Source organism: Enterobacter ludwigii (assembly GCF_001750725.1).
Classification (GTDB): domain Bacteria; phylum Pseudomonadota; class Gammaproteobacteria; order Enterobacterales; family Enterobacteriaceae; genus Enterobacter; species Enterobacter ludwigii.
Map to the genome: position 1 here is coordinate 4,278,096 of NZ_CP017279.1, position 17,428 is coordinate 4,295,523.

General features: G+C 54.6%; 15 protein-coding genes and 1 other RNA gene. 8 read left to right on the plus strand and 8 right to left on the minus strand.

Going from position 1 to position 17,428, the window contains the following annotated elements; all coding sequences use genetic code 11:
* Position 1 precedes the first annotated feature (1 nt).
* From BH714_RS20085 to kbaZ, 7 genes are all read right to left on the minus strand, one after another.
* Positions 2–1,150 carry an SIS domain-containing protein gene (locus BH714_RS20085; RefSeq protein ID WP_040018760.1) on the minus strand — a complete coding sequence of 383 codons (1,149 nt, stop codon included), beginning with the start codon at positions 1,148–1,150 and terminating at the stop codon, positions 2–4.
* A 247-nt stretch (positions 1,151–1,397) separates the two neighbouring features.
* Positions 1,398–2,531, minus strand: coding sequence for an N-acetylglucosamine-6-phosphate deacetylase (nagA, locus tag BH714_RS20090; protein ID WP_040018762.1), 1,134 nt, complete (start codon positions 2,529–2,531; stop codon positions 1,398–1,400).
* Positions 2,528–2,962, minus strand: a complete 435-nt coding sequence (gene agaF / locus BH714_RS20095) for a PTS galactosamine/N-acetylgalactosamine transporter subunit IIA (RefSeq protein ID WP_020883557.1) — start codon at positions 2,960–2,962, stop codon at positions 2,528–2,530. The genes nagA and agaF overlap by 4 nt, the downstream gene beginning before the upstream one ends.
* Before the next feature lie 15 nt (positions 2,963–2,977).
* Entirely contained in the window at positions 2,978–3,856 is an 879-nt protein-coding gene (gene agaE / locus BH714_RS20100; protein WP_040018764.1) for a PTS N-acetylgalactosamine transporter subunit IID, read from the minus strand.
* The gene (agaW, locus tag BH714_RS20105; RefSeq protein ID WP_020883559.1) at positions 3,846–4,625 is read right to left on the minus strand and encodes a PTS N-acetylgalactosamine transporter subunit IIC; all 780 of its coding nucleotides are present in this window, start codon (positions 4,623–4,625) and stop codon (positions 3,846–3,848) included. Before agaW ends, agaE begins: the two co-directional genes overlap by 11 nt.
* Before the next feature lie 10 nt (positions 4,626–4,635).
* On the minus strand, positions 4,636–5,109 hold the full coding sequence (agaV, locus tag BH714_RS20110; protein ID WP_014171751.1) for a PTS N-acetylgalactosamine transporter subunit IIB: 474 nt from the start codon (positions 5,107–5,109) through the stop codon (positions 4,636–4,638).
* 19 nt (positions 5,110–5,128) lie between these two features.
* Positions 5,129–6,424: a tagatose-bisphosphate aldolase subunit KbaZ gene (gene kbaZ / locus BH714_RS20115; protein WP_020883560.1), complete on the minus strand. Its 1,296-nt coding sequence runs from the start codon at positions 6,422–6,424 to the stop codon at positions 5,129–5,131.
* 251 nt (positions 6,425–6,675) lie between these two features.
* Here kbaZ and BH714_RS20120 point away from each other — a divergent pair, with 251 nt between their 5' ends.
* Positions 6,676–7,485, plus strand: a complete 810-nt coding sequence (locus tag BH714_RS20120; RefSeq protein ID WP_020883561.1) for a DeoR family transcriptional regulator — start codon at positions 6,676–6,678, stop codon at positions 7,483–7,485.
* A gap of 34 nt (positions 7,486–7,519) precedes the next feature.
* On the opposite strand, the gene garD is transcribed toward BH714_RS20120, so the two are convergent.
* Positions 7,520–9,091, minus strand: a complete 1,572-nt coding sequence (garD, locus tag BH714_RS20125; protein WP_014171748.1) for a galactarate dehydratase — start codon at positions 9,089–9,091, stop codon at positions 7,520–7,522.
* Positions 9,092–9,498: 407 nt separating this feature from the next.
* Between garD and garL the strand changes: the two genes are divergently transcribed.
* From garL to tdcC, 7 genes are all read left to right on the plus strand, one after another.
* The gene (gene garL, locus BH714_RS20130; protein ID WP_040018767.1) at positions 9,499–10,269 is read left to right on the plus strand and encodes a 2-dehydro-3-deoxyglucarate aldolase; all 771 of its coding nucleotides are present in this window, start codon (positions 9,499–9,501) and stop codon (positions 10,267–10,269) included.
* Positions 10,270–10,290: 21 nt separating this feature from the next.
* Positions 10,291–11,181 (plus strand): 2-hydroxy-3-oxopropionate reductase, encoded by an 891-nt coding sequence (garR, locus tag BH714_RS20135; protein ID WP_040018768.1) that lies wholly within the window; start codon positions 10,291–10,293, stop codon positions 11,179–11,181.
* 60 nt (positions 11,182–11,241) lie between these two features.
* The gene (garK, locus tag BH714_RS20140; RefSeq protein WP_040018769.1) at positions 11,242–12,387 is read left to right on the plus strand and encodes a glycerate 2-kinase; all 1,146 of its coding nucleotides are present in this window, start codon (positions 11,242–11,244) and stop codon (positions 12,385–12,387) included.
* 32 nt (positions 12,388–12,419) lie between these two features.
* Positions 12,420–12,798: RNase P RNA component class A (gene rnpB, locus BH714_RS20145), an RNA gene on the plus strand.
* Between the two features lie 1,236 nt (positions 12,799–14,034).
* Positions 14,035–14,955 carry a transcriptional regulator TdcA gene (gene tdcA / locus BH714_RS20150; RefSeq protein ID WP_014171743.1) on the plus strand — a complete coding sequence of 307 codons (921 nt, stop codon included), beginning with the start codon at positions 14,035–14,037 and terminating at the stop codon, positions 14,953–14,955.
* Between the two features lie 116 nt (positions 14,956–15,071).
* Positions 15,072–16,061 (plus strand): bifunctional threonine ammonia-lyase/L-serine ammonia-lyase TdcB, encoded by a 990-nt coding sequence (gene tdcB, locus BH714_RS20155; RefSeq protein WP_032679736.1) that lies wholly within the window; start codon positions 15,072–15,074, stop codon positions 16,059–16,061.
* A gap of 10 nt (positions 16,062–16,071) precedes the next feature.
* A complete protein-coding gene (gene tdcC, locus BH714_RS20160; protein ID WP_014171741.1) occupies positions 16,072–17,403 on the plus strand; it encodes a threonine/serine transporter TdcC in 1,332 nt (443 codons plus the stop codon).
* The last annotated feature ends 25 nt before the right edge of the window (positions 17,404–17,428 follow it).

A 17,428-nucleotide genomic window follows, 5' to 3' on the forward strand; every position in this document is an offset into this window, starting at 1 on the left:
CTCAAGCCTGCCACGGATGAATAACGACGCCCTGCACGACACGGTTAACCGTGCCGCTGGCGGACGGTGTATCCGGGGTATTGCCCACACGAAGTGACTGAGACAGGGCAAAAACCTGGGCGTACATCAGGAAGCAGAAGGCCTGCTCCATATCGATAAACGTGCGGGCAGGGGGCAGCAGGATATGCGGGCCAGCCTCAATGACCGGATCGGTTTCGGCGGCAATGGCCACCACGCGCATGGCCTGACGATCGCGGCGCAGCTCAGCAAGCAGATCCAGATCGTACAGCCGCGTATACGGATGGCTGGAGACAAACACCACCACCAGCGTTTCGCGATCCACCAGCGATTTGGGGCCATGGCGGAAACCGGTTGGGGAATCGTAGAACGCCGCCAGCTTGCCTGCCGTCAGCTCCAGCACCTTCAGCGCCGATTCACGAGCGGCTCCCTGCAGACCCCCGCTTCCCAGATAGACGATCCTTTTCCACGGATCGTTGCCAAAGACGCTCTGGCTGAAATCGCCCAGTGACGTGAGGATCGTCTGGCATCGATCGGCCACATCGCGGAAGGTGTGGCTGTTGATCGTCTCCGGGGCGAAGACTGCCAGGCAGCTTGCCATCATGGTGGTAATGCTGCTGGTCATCGCGAACCCGCGATCGTGTGTTTCGGCAGGCATCAGCAGCGCATACGCGTTATCGCTGTTTACCGCGGTCTGATAAAGGCTTCCCGCCTCATTACAGGTGATCGACAGGTGGTAGCACTCCGGCACACACTGGTTTGCCAGTTCAACGGCGGCTACGCTTTCCGGACTATTGCCGGAACGGGCAAACGACACCAGCAGCAGCGGGTGTGCGGCGCTCAGGTAGTCCATCGGATTCGTGACCAGATCGGTCGTCGGTACGGCGGTAATGTTTTTCCCGGTGTGGCTGGCGAGCCAGGGCGCAATGATGTCGCCGATAAAGGCCGAGGTGCCTGCCCCCGTCAACACGATCCGTAGCTCGTGCTTGCGCAGCAGCGGCGTCAGGAAGTTATCGATCGACGCGCGCAGGTTATCGATATTGTTGAGTGAGCGGATCCAGCTGGCAGGTTGCTGGCGGATCTCTTCTTCGGTCCATGTGCCGGTGGTGGCGGTAGTGTTGGTTTCTGACATAACTTCAGTCCTTAGTCGTGTGAATTCCACATCAGACGCTGGCAAACGTGTCGCTATCTTTCGTTTCGTTTCACTTGTTCACTTAAGCAGTTAAATAAAATCTATAGAAAAGAAATCGAAAGTTCAATGAAAGAAAAGAAATAAAACGAAAAGTGTGATCGGCAAAGAAAAGGCAATGATTAAGGAAAGGAAAAGAAAGACCTTGCGATCGCTTGCCGCAAGGCCCAATAACGGGACAATGAAAGGTCTAAAGGGGGAGAGACAAACCCTGGATCCAGATCTGCTGAAGGTGGAAACCTTCATCCAGCGCAATCATATTGGCACGCTTGCCCGGTTTTAATGAACCGAGCTGGTGATCAATACCCAGCAATCGGGCAGGGTGCAGCGAGGCCATATGGATCGCATCCGCTGGCGTTATTCCCGCCTGCGCCACCATATTGCGCACGGCGGCATCGAGAGACAGCGTGCTGCCTGCAAGCCCACCGGAAGCGGTGCGTACCACCCCACCGTGCATGTTGACCTCGTCGCCACATAGCCTGTAACGTCCGTCGGGCATCCCTGCGGCCTGCATGGCATCGGTAATCAGAACGATCCGCTCTTTGGCACAGCAGGCGCACAGCCGCAAAGCGCCCGGGTGAACGTGATGCCCGTCGGCAATCAGTTCCAGCCATGCCCGCGGGTCCGTCAAGCCTGCACCGACCATACCGGGTTCACGATGATGGAGCCCGGTCATGCCGTTATAACAGTGCACTAACCCATCAGCGCCCGCCTCAAAAGCGGCAAGCGTTTGATCGTACGTCGCGGCGCTGTGGCCCAGCATGATCCGTATCCCACGCTGCTTAAGGTGGCGAATGGCCTGCAACGCACCGGGTTTCTCCGGTGCCAGAGCGACAACCCTGAGGGTGTGTCGCGATACTTCAATCAGCGAGTCCAGTTCGCTGACATCCAGTTCACGAAACAGCGCTGGCGGATGTGCCCCTTTGTTCTGTGGCGTAAAATAGGGACCTTCAAGATAGCTGCCCAGTATCTGCGCGCCGGGACCCCCGGACATACAGCGCCGGGCGATGCGTGCGAGCGCCCGGTGGACAGTCTCCAGCGGTGCGGTGACGGTCGTCGGTAAAAAAGCCCCTGTGCCTTCACGCGCTTTATGCATCGCCAGCGTGTCCAGCACCTCTGGGGCATCATCCATCACGTCCACACCCGCGCCACCGTGAACATGGGTATCGATATACGCCGGGCAAAGCTGGTCGGCATCCCGGGCATGCACGCCAGCTGGGATCGGCTCGATGGCGGTGATAATTCCGCTCTCCATGCGTAGCTGGTGATCCTCAAGCCAGCCCTGCTCGGTCAGCAGACGACGCGCGCGCAGCACCTGACTCATATCCCTTCCTCAGCGGGGGCTTCCTCACGACAGCGCCCCAGCTCATCCACCAGGCTGGTCAGGCCGCGATGCCCGCATTCCAGGGCCTGCAGACGAAAGGCTTCGCTGCTTAACCCGTCGCGCTCCAGCACCATCTCAAGCAACAGCTGCAGGTTTGTACCGGTAATCACCTCGCTGCCGGGTCTTTTCATGGCGAGCGTTGATGCCACCCGGAACGGCGTCCCCCCGAGCAGATCGGTGAGAAACACAATATCGTGCTGCCCGTCCAGTTCACTGACTGCCTGTTCAAGCTGCGCGGTCAGCCGCGCGGTGGTGGAGCTTTCAGGAAAATCGATGGCGATAAACTGCGGCTGCTCGCCGAGGATTTGTTTCATCGCCTGTTCAAGCCCGCTGGCAAACCCGCCGTGACCCGTCAAAATAATGCCTAACATTGCGACCTCTTTGCTTTACAGGAAGTGACAGAACTTACCGACAACCCCCAGCACCACGGTGATACCGATCAGGCGCAGTGGGGTCCAGCCGCGACGAACCAGCCAGAACATGGTCAGGGTATAGACCAGCGGCAGGAAAGCGGGCATCAGTTTATCGATAACGTCGGCTTGCAGCTTGACCACCGCATGCCCGGCCTTGATTTCAAGCGTGGTGTTGAGACGTACGTAGGTTGCCACCAGCGCGCCAATGACCGTCATCCCCACGATGGAAGCCGCGTGGCCGACCTTTTTGGTATTGGCTTTAATCAGCGGGATGGCTGCCACACCCATCCGGTAGGCGTAATGTGCCAGGCCAAAACGCAGGCCAAGATGCACTACGTTAAACAGCACAATAAAGACCACCGCACCCAGTATGGAGCCTTGCAGGGCAAGGCTTGCGCCGATCCCGCCGCAAATTGGCAATAGCGTAAGCCAGAACATGGCATCGCCAATGCCGCCAAGCGGTGCCCCCACGGCGATCTTGGTGCTCTGGATACTGTTGACATCCTGCTTGGAGCGCTCCATCGCCAGGATGATGCCAATGACAAATGTCACCAGAAATGGATGCGTATTGAAGAAGCCCATATGGCCTTTCATGGCGCGGGCCAGATCCCGCTTGTTGGTATGGATCTTTTTCAGCGCGGGCAGGAGGCCATACAGCCAGCCGGAAGCCTGCATACGTTCATAGTTAAACGAGGCCTGCAGCAGCATCGAACGCCAGGCGACACGGTTAATATCCTTTTTCGTCAGCTCGGCACCAATATGTTGATCTTCATAGACGTTTTCATTCACGCCCGTGAGCAGCGTCTCTTCGTGGTCAGAAACGCCAGGCAGCGTAGTTTGATTAGATGCCATCTTCGAATTCCTCTTTCTGGGCTGCAGGTGTCGCCGGTTCAGGCGATTTACGCATCAGGTCAATCAGCGCCATTGCCAGCGCGGCCGCGGCAATCGCCAGCACCGGCAGTTTCAACCAGGCTGCGGCAACAAAGCCGATGATAAAGTAAGGGATATAGACGTTTTTCATCATGATTTTCAGCAATACGGCGAAGCCAATCGCGGGCATGATGCCGCCGGCGACGCCGAGGCCGTCAATCAGACGTTCCGGCAGCACATCAATGGCGGTTTTCGCGTGTTCAGCGCCAAAGTAGATCGGCAGGAAGGCACACAGAAAATAGAAGATACCGAGCGCCAGCAGTGCCAGATAGTTGACTCTTTCGATGCCGTTCGTGTCCGCATTGGCTGCCATGCGGTCACAGCGTGACATCACCCCGGACATGACGGAGAACAGGAAAGTGATCCCCATCTGTACCGCAACCGCAAACGGGACGGCGACCCCAACGGCGACATCCGGCTTCACACCGGTGCTGATCGCAAACGTGGTGCCGACAATCGTGCCGATAATGACGTTTGGCGGTTGCGCGCCGGCCAGCGGAGCCAGCCCCATCCAGACCAGCTCCAGCGTACCGCCCGTTAAAATACCGGTGTGCAGATCGCCCAGAATGAGGCCAACCAGCGGCCCGAGCACCACCGGGCGGTGCATGTGTGTTAACCCGTTAAACATATCCAGGCCCGCGATAAAGGCGAGAATGCCCAGCGCGAATGCCTGCAAGAGACTAATTTCCATTGTGAATCCCTCAGAGCAGTTTAAAGAGATCCAAAGCAGTCTCAGTCGGAACACCCTGAACGAAGCATTCCACTCCGGCGGCTTTCAGGCCGTTAAATGCGGCGATATCGTTCGCATCGACAGAGACCGTTTTGGCAATTTGTTTTTTGCCACTGGCGTAATGCAGGTTTCCTACGTTGATACGGGTGATGGGCACGCCGCCTTCGACCAGCGTCAGAAAATCCGCGGGTGATTTGCAGACCAGCAGAATTTTCTGGCGCTCGGCAGCGCGATGAATGTTGTCGATCACTTTTTGCAGCGACCAGAAACGCACGGCGATCCCTTCTGCGAGCACCATCTCCATCAGGTTTTGTTGAACCGGATCCTCAGCGACTTCATCATTAGCGACCAGCACCAGGTTGGCCCCCGCAAACCCAACCCATTGCACACCTACCTGACCGTGGATCAGGCGTTCATCGATGCGGCATAAGACAATGTTTGGCATAGCGCTTTCCTCTTTTTAATTATGCGTTTTGAGTCGTTACGCCTTCGCAGGCGGCATGGTACTGCTGGAGTATGTCCTGAATGTGGTCGAGGATGAGGTCCCGTGGTGTCGACTTGAGAGCACCCTCGCGAACTTTGCTGTATTGCAACGGCAGGTACTGGCTGATCAGCGGCAGCGGGATCGGTTCGTCTGCCAGGTTGCGTACCAGTCGCGCAAAGGCTTCGTCGATCTGGCTGTCCGGCCAGTAATAGCGCACCCGATCGGAGTAGCTATACCCGCGTGCCAGGCGTCGCGCATTGCCATCACCGTGATAATGGCTTTGCCAGTATTCGGGGCGATCGAGCATCACGTTTTCCAGGACATGACGCAGGCCCGAACAGGCTTTTGCAGGCAGCAACTCTTCTTCAATGGCGGCCAGCGAGAACAACGCTTCACGCAGGGCAAAGGTCAGTGCCGGGCCAACTTTGAGGATGGCGAAGTGATCTTTCACCAGTTGGCGCAGCGCCTGCGGTGTCTGGTAGTCGGTAGAGTGCGCTTCAAATATCAGCGTGTCGTAAGCTTCAACCATATGGCTCAGGGCGACGGCGTTTTGGGGTTGATAGTCACACACATGTGCGTGGTCAAACTCAACGCCAGGCTGAACCACCAGGCCAATAATGCGTGGCCAGATGTCGCTTAACCCTTCTTTCTCGAACGCGTGGCGGTGAGCTTCAAGGGTGGCACGCGCGGCTTCTGGGGTCGTGACGGCAAGCTCGGTGAGCGTTTCATGCGCGCCGCCCGGAACCGGCACTTCCGTACCGATGACATACACCAGGTCAGCGACATCAGCGTGCGCCAGGCTGGTTTTCTCCGCAATTTTCGCCAGGCGTGCCGCGCGTTCGGCAACGATGGCGTCGGTTAACGGAACCGGATCGTCTTCGCAGGACATGCTGCAGTCGAGGTGGATCTTTTTAAACCCGGCAGCGACATAGCTTCTGATCAGATCTTCGGCATTCGCCATCGCCTGCCGGGCAGGCAGGTTTTGCCAGCGGTTTGGCCCTAAATGATCGCCGCCGAGGATCAGTTGCGATGTCGGGAAACCAAGGGATTCCGCCAGCTTACAGACGAACCCGTGAAAATCGGCGGGTGTCATACCGGTGTAACCGCCAAATTGATCCACCTGATTAGAGGTGGCTTCAATCAGCAGCGGCGTGTGATGCAGTTGGGCGTAACGAATTGCGGCTTCAAGTACCAGTGGATGTGCGGAACAAACGGCATAAATCCCGTTCGCATTCCCCCGTTTATGTTGTTCCACCATTTCTGTCAGATGTTTCACTTTCCTCTCCATTTCGGATGGTGATGGTTTTCATCTTTCGTTTTGTTTCATTTAATCCTGCATCATGGTGATATAAAAATAAAACGAAAGATAATGGTTTTCCGATCTGTTTCACAAAAGAAACATAATGAAATGTTTCAGCGACGAGAGAGTGCGCTGACTGGAAGCAGGCAGGGCTTGCATTCCCATAAAAGAAAGGCGTTAATAGACAAAACGAAATGAAACGAAAGACCATTTATTAAGGAGCTCGCATGAGCAGCACCGATTCATCCGCGGAGAAGCGCGTCACCGGCACCAGTGAAAGGCGAGAGCAGATCATTCAGCGGTTGCGGGCACAGGGAAGCGTGCAGGTTAACGATCTTTCTCATTTATATGGCGTTTCCACGGTGACGATCCGTAACGACCTGGCGTTTCTTGAGAAGCAGGGCATTGCCGTTCGTGCTTATGGCGGAGCGCTGATTTGTGAAGGCAATGCGCCTGGCACTGAACCCTCCGTGGAGGACAAAAGTTCGCTCAATACTGCAGTTAAGCGCAGTATCGCGCAGGCCGCCGCCGCGCTGGTGAAGCCGGGTCATCGCATCATTCTGGATTCCGGAACCACAACGTTTGAAATCGCCCGTATGCTGCGTCAGCACACGGATGTGATTGCCATGACCAACGGAATGAACGTGGCGAATGCATTACTGGAAGCGGAAGGGGTGGAGCTGCTGATGACCGGTGGGCACTTGCGCCGCCAGTCGCAATCTTTTTACGGCGATCAGGCTGAGCAGTCCTTACAGAATTACCACTTTGATCTGCTTTTTCTTGGGGTCGACGCCATCGACCTCGATCGCGGCGTCAGTACCCACAATGAAGATGAAGCCCGACTGAACCGGCGGATGTGCGAGGTGGCAGAGCGTATTATCGTGGTCACTGACTCCAGCAAATTTAACCGTTCGAGCCTGCATAAAATCATCGATACCCAGAGAATCGATATGATTATCGTCGATGAAGGGATTCCGCCTGAGAGCCTGGAAGGGCTGCGTAAGAGCGGGATAGATGTGGTGTTGGTGAAGGGATAAGTTGCCCCCTCTCTTCGGGAGAGGGGGAAAGCGGTCACGTCACCGGTGCCGGGTTAAACACCGCCAGCTGGTTATGTAATCCCCATTGATCGGAGAACGTCTTCTTACGGCCGCTTGCCACGTCCAGAATGAAGTGGAACAGCTTCCAGCCGACATCCTCAATACTCTCTTCGCCAGTGGCAATGGTGCCTGCGTTGATGTCCATTAGGTCATACCAGCGGTTTGCCAGCTCGGTACGGGTGGCCATTTTAATCACCGGTACCGCCATCAGCCCGTACGGCGTGCCGCGCCCGGTGGTAAAGACCTGCACCGTAATGCCGGATGCCACCTGCTGTGTGCCACAGACGAAGTCGCTGGCCGGGGTCGCGGCGTAAATCAGGCCGCGTCTGGTGGGGCGCTGGCCCGGGGAGAGCACTTCAACAATGGCGCTCTGGCCGGATTTGGCAATCGAGCCGAGGGCTTTTTCCACCACGTTCGCCAGACCGCCTTTTTTATTGCCCGGAGAGGGGTTGGCGCTGCGATCGGTTTGTCCCATGTCGAGATAGTTATCGTACCAGGCCATCTCCTCAAGCAGGCGTTTGCCCACCTCTTCATTGATGGCGCGTGGGGTGAGCAGATGGATGGCATCACGCACTTCGGTCACTTCGGAGAACATCACCGTGGCGCCACAACGGACAAACAGATCCGAGGCATAGCCCACCGCCGGGTTCGCCGTGACGCCTGAAAACGCATCGCTGCCGCCGCACTGGGTGCCTATCACCAGCTCTGATGCCGGGCAGGTCTCGCGCTGGCGCTGGTTCAGTTTTTCCAGATGGCGCTCCGCCACCTGAAGGATATCGTCAACCATTGAACGGAATCCGACGTGATGCGCATCCTGCAAACGTACAATGCTGGCCTCGTCGACCGGAATGGCATTCACATCTTCGGTGCCCTGCAACAGACGCTCTGGCTGCAGCTTTTCGCAACCCAGACCAATGACCATCACTTCGCCACCGAAATTCGGGTTCAGGGCGATATTATGGATGGTACGAATCGGTACCACGGCCGCCGGAGCATTGATGGCCACGCCGCAGCCGTACAGATGGTTCAGACCCACCACGCCGTCGACATTCGGGTATTTCGGCAGCAGGTCGCGCTCAATGATTTTCACCACGTAATCCACCACGCCTGCCACACAGTGCACGCTGGTGGTGATACCGAGCAGATTCTTGGTGCCTACGCTGCCGTCCGCATTCCTGTACCCTTCGAATGTGTACCCTTCCAGCGGGGGCAGTGGCTCAGGAACCCGGGTGGCCAGGGGTAGCGTGTTCAGCGGCGGCGCTTCGGGTAACTCAACCAGCGACTCCTCAATCCAGCTCCCCTGAGGAATAGCGCGAACCGCATACCCGATAACTTCGCCATACCGCACGATTTCACCGTGGGCCGGGATATCCACCAGGGCGACTTTATGCCCCTGCGGAATATGTTCAGTCAGCTCCAGCCCATCCGGGAAACGGGTGCCCGCTTTTAGACCGTTGTCGTTAACAATTATCGCCACATTATCCGTGTCGTGAACTTTGATATAGAACGCCGTCGGCGACGCTTGTCGAATTTCAATGTCGGCCATTGTTCAATATTCTCCAGCAAAATGTCTGATAGTAAATGCAGCCAGGGGATGTTTATTTTCTTATCGCAGAAATAAAGACGCGGCTTGAGTCAATAAAGAATGTCAGGAGACGAGATATCAAAATGTGATCCCGATCGCTCCTTAAAACCGGCGCAGATGCCACCCGGCCAGCAATACCTGATTCTGTGCATCAGCGCCCATCGCGTTGTGCATATGCTCAAAATATTATCAAAACACGCCGCAATGCTTGAGCATTAAAACAATGTGCTGCCATGACGTGAGGATTATACTGAATGACGATTTTATAACGCCTAAATTAAGTCAGGAAATAAATATAACGCTGACGCTGCGTCTGAAAATATAAATATGAACCTGAATAAGACTGCGGAATTAAAAAGGTAAACGTGATGAATAATGATATCTTCCCGAATAAGTTTAAAGCGGCCCTCGCGGCGCACCAGATCCAGATTGGCTGCTGGTCCGCGCTGGCAAGCCCCATCAGCACCGAAGTACTGGGCCTGGCCGGTTTCGACTGGCTGGTGCTGGACGGCGAACATGCGCCGAACGATATCAGCACCTTTATTCCGCAGTTAATGGCGCTCAAAGGGAGCCATAGCGCGCCGGTGGTTCGCGTCCCGACCAACGAGCCGGTAATCATCAAACGTCTGCTGGATATTGGGTTTTACAACTTCCTGATCCCGTTTGTGGAAACGGAAGAGCAGGCGGTGCAGGCCGTGGCGTCAACGCGTTATCCGCCGGAAGGGATCCGCGGGGTCTCCGTTTCCCATCGTGCCAACATGTTTGGCACCGTCCCGGACTACTTCACACAGTCCAACAGCAACATCACCATCCTGGTACAGATTGAGAGCCAGCAGGGGGTCGATAACGTCGACGCTATCGCTGCCACCGACGGTGTGGATGGCATCTTCGTTGGCCCAAGCGATCTTGCTGCGGCATTCGGCCATCTGGGCAATGCGGGTCATCCTGAGGTGCAGCGCGCTATTCAGCACATCTTTGCCCGTGCCAACGCGCACGGCAAACCGTGCGGCATTCTGGCGCCGGTTGAGGCTGATGCCCGTCGCTATCTGGAGTGGGGCGCGACCTTCGTTGCCGTCGGTAGCGACCTCGGCGTATTCCGCTCGGCCACGCAGAAGTTAGCGGACGCCTTTAAAAAATAACCATCATTGAGGAAACGAATTATGACGCTGAAAGTGGGTTTTATTGGCCTTGGGATCATGGGTAAACCCATGAGTAAAAACCTCATCAAAGCAGGTTACTCCCTGGTGGTTGCAGACCATAATCCGCAAGCCGTGGCCGAGGTGATTGCCGCAGGCGCAGAAACCGCAGCACACGCCAAAGCGATTGCTGAGCAGTGCGATGTCATTATCACCATGCTGCCAAACTCCCCGCATGTGAAAGAGGTGGCCCTGGGGGAGAACGGCATCATTGACGGTGCCAAACCCGGCCTGGTGGTGATTGACATGAGTTCTATCGCGCCGCTGGCAAGCCGTGAAATCAGTGAGGCGCTAAACGCGAAGGGCGTCGATATGCTGGATGCCCCGGTCAGCGGCGGAGAGCCCAAAGCCATCGACGGCACCCTGTCGGTGATGGTTGGCGGCGACAAAGCTGTTTTCGATAAATACTACGACCTGATGAAAGCCATGGCGGGATCCGTGGTGCATACCGGCGATATCGGGGCGGGTAACGTCACCAAGCTGGCAAACCAGGTGATTGTGGCGCTGAACATTGCCGCAATGTCGGAAGCGCTGACGCTGGCCACCAAAGCGGGCGTTAACCCTGATCTGGTGTATCAGGCGATCCGTGGCGGCCTGGCGGGCAGCACCGTGCTGGATGCCAAAGCGCCCATGGTGATGGATCGTAACTTCAAGCCCGGTTTTAGAATCGACCTGCACATTAAAGATCTGGCGAATGCCCTGGATACCTCCCACGGCGTGGGCGCGCAGCTGCCGCTGACCGCCGCCGTCATGGAGATGATGCAGGCCCTGCGCGCGGATGGTCTGGGCACTGCCGACCACAGCGCGATTGCGTGCTACTACGAAAAACTGGCGAAGGTGGAAGTCTCTCGCTAATAAAAACGGACGCGGGAACGCGTCCGCTATTTTTGCCGAGTGCGGTAACAGGCGACAACTATGAAAATCGTAATCGCGCCAGATTCCTGGAAAGAAAGCCTTTCTGCCTCCGGGGTTGCTCAGGCGATTGAAAAAGGATTTCGGGAAATTTTCCCCGATGCACTTTATGTTTCGGTGCCGGTTGCTGACGGCGGGGAAGGTACGGTTGACGCGATGATCGCCGCCACCCAGGGCACAGAACAGTATGCTCGGGTCACGGGCCCGTTGGGTGAACAGGTAAACGCCCGCTGGGGCATGTCCGGCGATGGCAGCACGGCATTTATTGAGATGGCCGCCGCCAGCGGCCTGGCACTGGTCCCGGCCACCCAACGTAACCCGCTCGTCACCACGTCCCGGGGTACCGGGGAGCTTATTCTCAGCGCGCTGGATAAAGGTGCTCGACATATCATTATCGGCATTGGCGGCAGTGCCACCAACGACGGCGGCGCCGGAATGATGCAGGCGCTGGGGGCCACGCTCCGCGATGCCAACGGTACTGAAATGGGTTATGGCGGCGGCAGCCTGATGGCGCTCAACAGCGTCGATCTCTCCGGCCTCGACGCCAGGCTAAAAGATTGCACAATCCACGTCGCGTGCGACGTCACGAATCCGCTGGTTGGCGAGAGAGGCGCTTCCCGTATCTTTGGCCCGCAAAAAGGGGCGACAGAGGAGATGATCCTCACTCTCGACGCTAATCTCAGCCACTATGCCGATGTGATAAAAAAATCTCTGCGAATTGACGTGAAGCAGGTTCCCGGTGCGGGTGCCGCGGGAGGCATGGGGGCGGCCCTGATGGCCTTCCTCGGCGCGGAACTGAAGAGCGGTATTGAGATTGTCACCCAGGCACTTAACCTCGAAGAACATATTCACGACTGCACGCTGGTACTGACGGGCGAAGGGCGCATTGACAGCCAGAGCATTCAGGGCAAAGTGCCCGTCGGTATCGCCCGTATCGCCAAAAAATACCATAAGCCGGTGATCGGCATTGCCGGCAGTCTGTCCCGGGATGTGGGGGTCGTGCATCAGTATGGCATCGACGCGGTATTCAGCGTGCTGAGCTGCGTCGAGTCGCTGGAAGAGGCTTACCGTGGGGCGTTTGACAATATTTACCGCGCCTCGCGCAATATCGCCGCCACTTTGCAGATAGGGATGCACACCCAAGGGTGACAGCAGGGCACAAACCCTCTATACTGCGCGCCGAAGCTGACCAGACAGTCGCCGCTTCGTCGTCGTCCCCTTTCGGGGGGAGACGGGCGGAGGGGAGGAAAGTCCGGGCTCCATAGGGCAGGGTGCCAGGTAACGCCTGGGGGGGAAACCCACGACCAGTGCAACAGAGAGCAAACCGCCGATGGCCCGCGCAAGCGGGATCAGGTAAGGGTGAAAGGGTGCGGTAAGAGCGCACCGCGCGGCTGGCAACAGTCCGTGGCACGGTAAACTCCACCCGGAGCAAGGCCAAATAGGGGTTCACATGGTACGGCCCGTACTGAACCCGGGTAGGCTGCTTGAGCCAGTGAGCGATTGCTGGCCTAGATGAATGACTGTCCACGACAGAACCCGGCTTATCGGTCAGCTTCAACTTCTTACAAAACCCCGCTTCGGCGGGGTTTTTGCTATCTGCGCTAAATGAGATGAATGACTGTCCACTCCGCTTTCTAAGAAAGAACGCGGCTTATCGGTCAGGTTCAACTTCTTACAAAACCCCGCTTCGGCGGGGTTTTTGCTATCTGCGCTAAATGAGATGAATGACTGTCCACTCCGCTTTCTAAGAAAGAACGCGGCTTATCGGTCAGCTTCAACTTCTTACAAAACCCCGCTTCGGCGGGGTTTTTGCTATCAGCGCTAAATGAGATGAATGACTGTCCACTCCACTTTCTATGAAAGAACGCGGCTTATCGGTCAGCTTCAACTTTTTACAAAACCCCGCTTCGGCGGGGTTTTTGCTATCTGCGCAAAACGAGATGAATGACTGTCCACTCCGCTTTCTAAGAAAGAACGCGGCTTATCGGTCAGCTTCAACTTCTTACAAAACCCCGCTTCGGCAGGGTTTTTGCTATCTGCGCAAAACGAGATGAATGACTGTCCACTCCGCTTTCTATAAAAGAACGCGGCTTATCGGCCAGCTTCAACTTTTTATAAAATCCCGCTTCGGCGGGGTTTTTCTTTTATCGGCCTTAGAAATTGCAAGCAAGTGCCACCCGATGCATCGCTCACACGACATCAATTCTCATATTTGCGACATTAAGCACATTTCACTGCTTTCACCCCTTCAGCCTCTTTTTCGCATCTGCTGGCGATCGTAATCGCAAAATTTCGCGCTAAATAATACTGATTCTGCAATATTGTTAATTTGTTATGAATGTTGCTTTTCTGATCGTGAATGTTTTCTTATTTGATATATGTATATTGAATTCAAAAACATTTGGCTCATGAATGTGTGATGCATTCCACTGTTTCCCGAAAGTCAGCAAAATCACCCCAGACAAATTTGATAAATTGAAAGAATGTTTTAAACGAATTACGGTTATTTATTAATCTTTAATTGCCTGAAAGATAGTCTTTATCGATTTTTTTAGCGCCGAAAAATTTACCTGTGTTATCGCCATAAAATAAATTTATTACTGCTCTTTTTGTTGATCAATATCAGCGTTATGGCGTATTTATTTTAATGTAACTTATTGATAGCAAGGTGTTTTAAAGGATTATCGTTATGCTGATTAAGGGTGTGAAAAAGCAAATTGTGAGTAACAGCACATACCCCCGTCAGCCATATTGAGTAGAATCCACCCCGTCATAGGGAAATAAGCGCAGAATATTATGAACACTATTATTCTACCGAAAACACAGCACCTCGTGGTATTTCAGGAAGTCATTAAAAGTGGCTCCATTGGTTCTGCTGCAAGACAACTGGGCCTGACGCAACCTGCCGTCAGCAAAATTATCAGCGATATCGAATCTTACTTTGGCGTTGAAGTCATGGTGCGCAAAAACACCGGCGTTAAACTGACTGCGGCAGGCCAGGTATTACTCTCGTATTCTGAGTCGATCACCCGTGAGATGAAAAACATGGTGAGCGAGATTAACAGCCTCAGTTTCAGTACCGTCATGGATGTCTCATTTGGTTACCCGTCGCTCATTGGCTTCACCTTCCTGTCCGAAATGATCAAAAAATTCAAGGAAGTGTTCCCGAAAGCGCGCGTCTCGATGTACGAAGCTCAGCTGTCCTCTTTCCTGCCGGCCATTCGCGACGGTCGGCTGGATTTTGCCATCGGCACATTAAGTGATGAAATGCTGCTGCAGGATCTTCATGTCGAGCCGCTGTTTGAGTCTGAGTTTGTCCTGGTAGCCAACAAATCACGAACGTGCACCGGCTCGACTACACTGGCATCACTCACGGATGAACAGTGGGTGATGCCGCAAACCGATATGGGCTACTACAAAGAACTTCTGACCACCCTGCAAGACAATCACATCAGCATTGAAAACATCGTCCAGACCGATTCCGTCGTGACCATTTACAACCTTGTCCTGAATGCCGATTACCTGACGGTTATTCCCCGCGACATGATTGCGCCATTCGGTTCCGACCAGTTTATTGTACTGCCGGTGGAAGATGAATTACCCATAGCGCGTTATGCTGCGGTGTGGTCAAAAAATTACAGAATTAAGAAATCGGCGTCAGTATTAGTCGAACTGGCAAAACAATACGCGTCACTGACCAGTGAAAGACGACGATGATTAAATAACCCTCTGATAACGCGTTAACCTGTTTAAAAACACCCAGAGCTTATTTTATCCGTGCTCTGATACCCTGACTTTGCCTGAAGAAAATGAATTATTATAACGAGGATATTATGCATATTACCTACGATCTCCCGGTGACCATTGAAGATATTCAGGACGCCAGAAAACGACTGGCAGGCAAAATATATAAAACCGGCATGCCGCGCTCAAATTATCTCAGCGAACGCTGTAAAGGTGAGATATTCCTGAAGTTTGAAAATATGCAGCGTACTGGCTCCTTCAAGATCCGCGGTGCGTTTAATAAATTAAGTTCGCTGACCGAAGCTGAAAAACGTAAAGGCGTGGTCGCCTGTTCTGCAGGCAACCACGCGCAGGGCGTGTCGCTCTCCTGTGCAATGCTCGGTATCGACGGCAAAGTGGTCATGCCGATGGGCGCGCCGAAATCTAAAGTCGCCGCCACCCGTGACTACTCGGCTGAAGTGGTGCTGCACGGCGAAAACTTCAACGACACCATCGCCAAAGTCAGCGAAATCGTGGAGCTGGAAGGGCGCATTTTTATCCCGCCGTATGACGATCCGAAAGTGATTGCCGGCCAGGGCACCATTGGTCTGGAAATTCTCGAAGATTTGTATGATGTGGATAACGTGATTGTACCCATCGGCGGTGGCGGTTTAATTGCCGGAATTGCAACGGCCATTAAATCCATCAACCCGACCATTAATATTATCGGCGTGCAGTCTGAAAACGTACATGGAATGGCCGCATCGTATCAGGCAGGAGAAATCATTAACCACCGCGTTACCGGTACACTAGCCGACGGATGTGATGTGTCTCGTCCGGGTAAATTAACCTTCGAGATTGTTCGCGAATTAGTCGATGACATTGTGCTGGTCAGCGAAGACGATATTCGTAACAGCATGATTGCCCTCATTCAGAGAAATAAAGTGGTTACAGAAGGTGCTGGCGCACTGGCCTGTGCGGCGTTATTAAGCGGCAAGCTTGATCACTATATTCAGGGTCGTAAAACCGTCTGCATTATTTCCGGCGGCAATATCGATCTCTCCCGCGTATCCCAAATTACCGGCTTCGTTGACGCATAAAGGATGACCTATGAGCAACACAGAAAGCATTATCGTTGGCCAGACAAAAACGTCCTCCTGGCGTAAGTCTGATACCACCTGGACGCTTGGCCTGTTTGGAACCGCCATTGGCGCAGGTGTGCTGTTCTTCCCGATTCGCGCAGGCTTCGGCGGCTTGATTCCTATCCTGCTGATGCTGGTTCTCGCTTTCCCGATTGCGTTTTATTGCCACCGGGCGCTGGCACGCCTGTGTCTGTCCGGCAGTAACGTGTCTGGCAACATCACCGAAACGGTGGAAGAGCATTTTGGTAAGACCGGTGGGGTGGTGATTACGTTCCTCTACTTCTTCGCCATTTGCCCGCTGCTGTGGATTTACGGCGTCACCATTACGAACACCTTTATGACCTTCTGGGAAAACCAGCTCCAGCTGCCCGCGCTTAACCGCGGCGTGGTGGCGCTGTTCCTGCTGCTGCTGATGGCCTTTGTTATCTGGTTTGGTAAAGACCTGATGGTGAAGGTGATGAGCTTCCTGGTGTTCCCGTTTATCGCCAGCCTGGTGCTGATTTCCCTGTCGCTGATCCCTTACTGGAACTCGTCGGTGATTGACCAGGTCAATCTGAGCGATATTGCGTTTACCGGGCATGACGGCATTCTGGTGACGGTCTGGCTGGGGATCTCCATCATGGTCTTCTCCTTCAACTTCTCGCCCATCGTCTCCTCGTTTGTGGTCTCGAAACGTGAAGAGTACGAACCCGAGTTCGGTAAAGCGTTTACCGAGCAGAAATGTTCCAAAATCATCGGTCGCGCCAGCTTGCTGATGGTCGCGGTGGTGATGTTCTTCGCCTTTAGCTGCCTGTTCACGCTCTCGCCGCAGAACATGGCCGATGCCAAAGCGCAGAATATTCCCGTGCTCTCTTACCTGGCGAACCACTTTGCGACCATGTCAGGCACTAAATCAACGTTTGCTACGGTGCTGGAATACGGTGCCTCCATCATTGCGCTGGTCGCTATCTTCAAATCCTTCTTCGGCCACTATCTGGGCACGCTGGAAGGGCTGAACGGCCTGATCCTGAAGTTCGGTTATAAAGGCGATAAGAAGAAAGTCTCCGTGGGCAAACTGAACACCATCAGCATGGTGTTCATCATGGGGTCGACCTGGGTCGTTGCCTATGCCAACCCGAACATTCTTGACCTTATCGAAGCCATGGGGGCGCCAATCATCGCCTCTCTGCTGTGCCTGTTGCCGATGTATGCCATTCGTAAAGCGCCGGCAATGGCGAAATATAAGGGCAGACCCGAAAACATCTTCGTCACGGTTGTGGGCCTGCTGACCATCCTGAACATCGTCTACAAACTGTTCTAAACCCTGGCTCAGGAAGAGCGGAGTA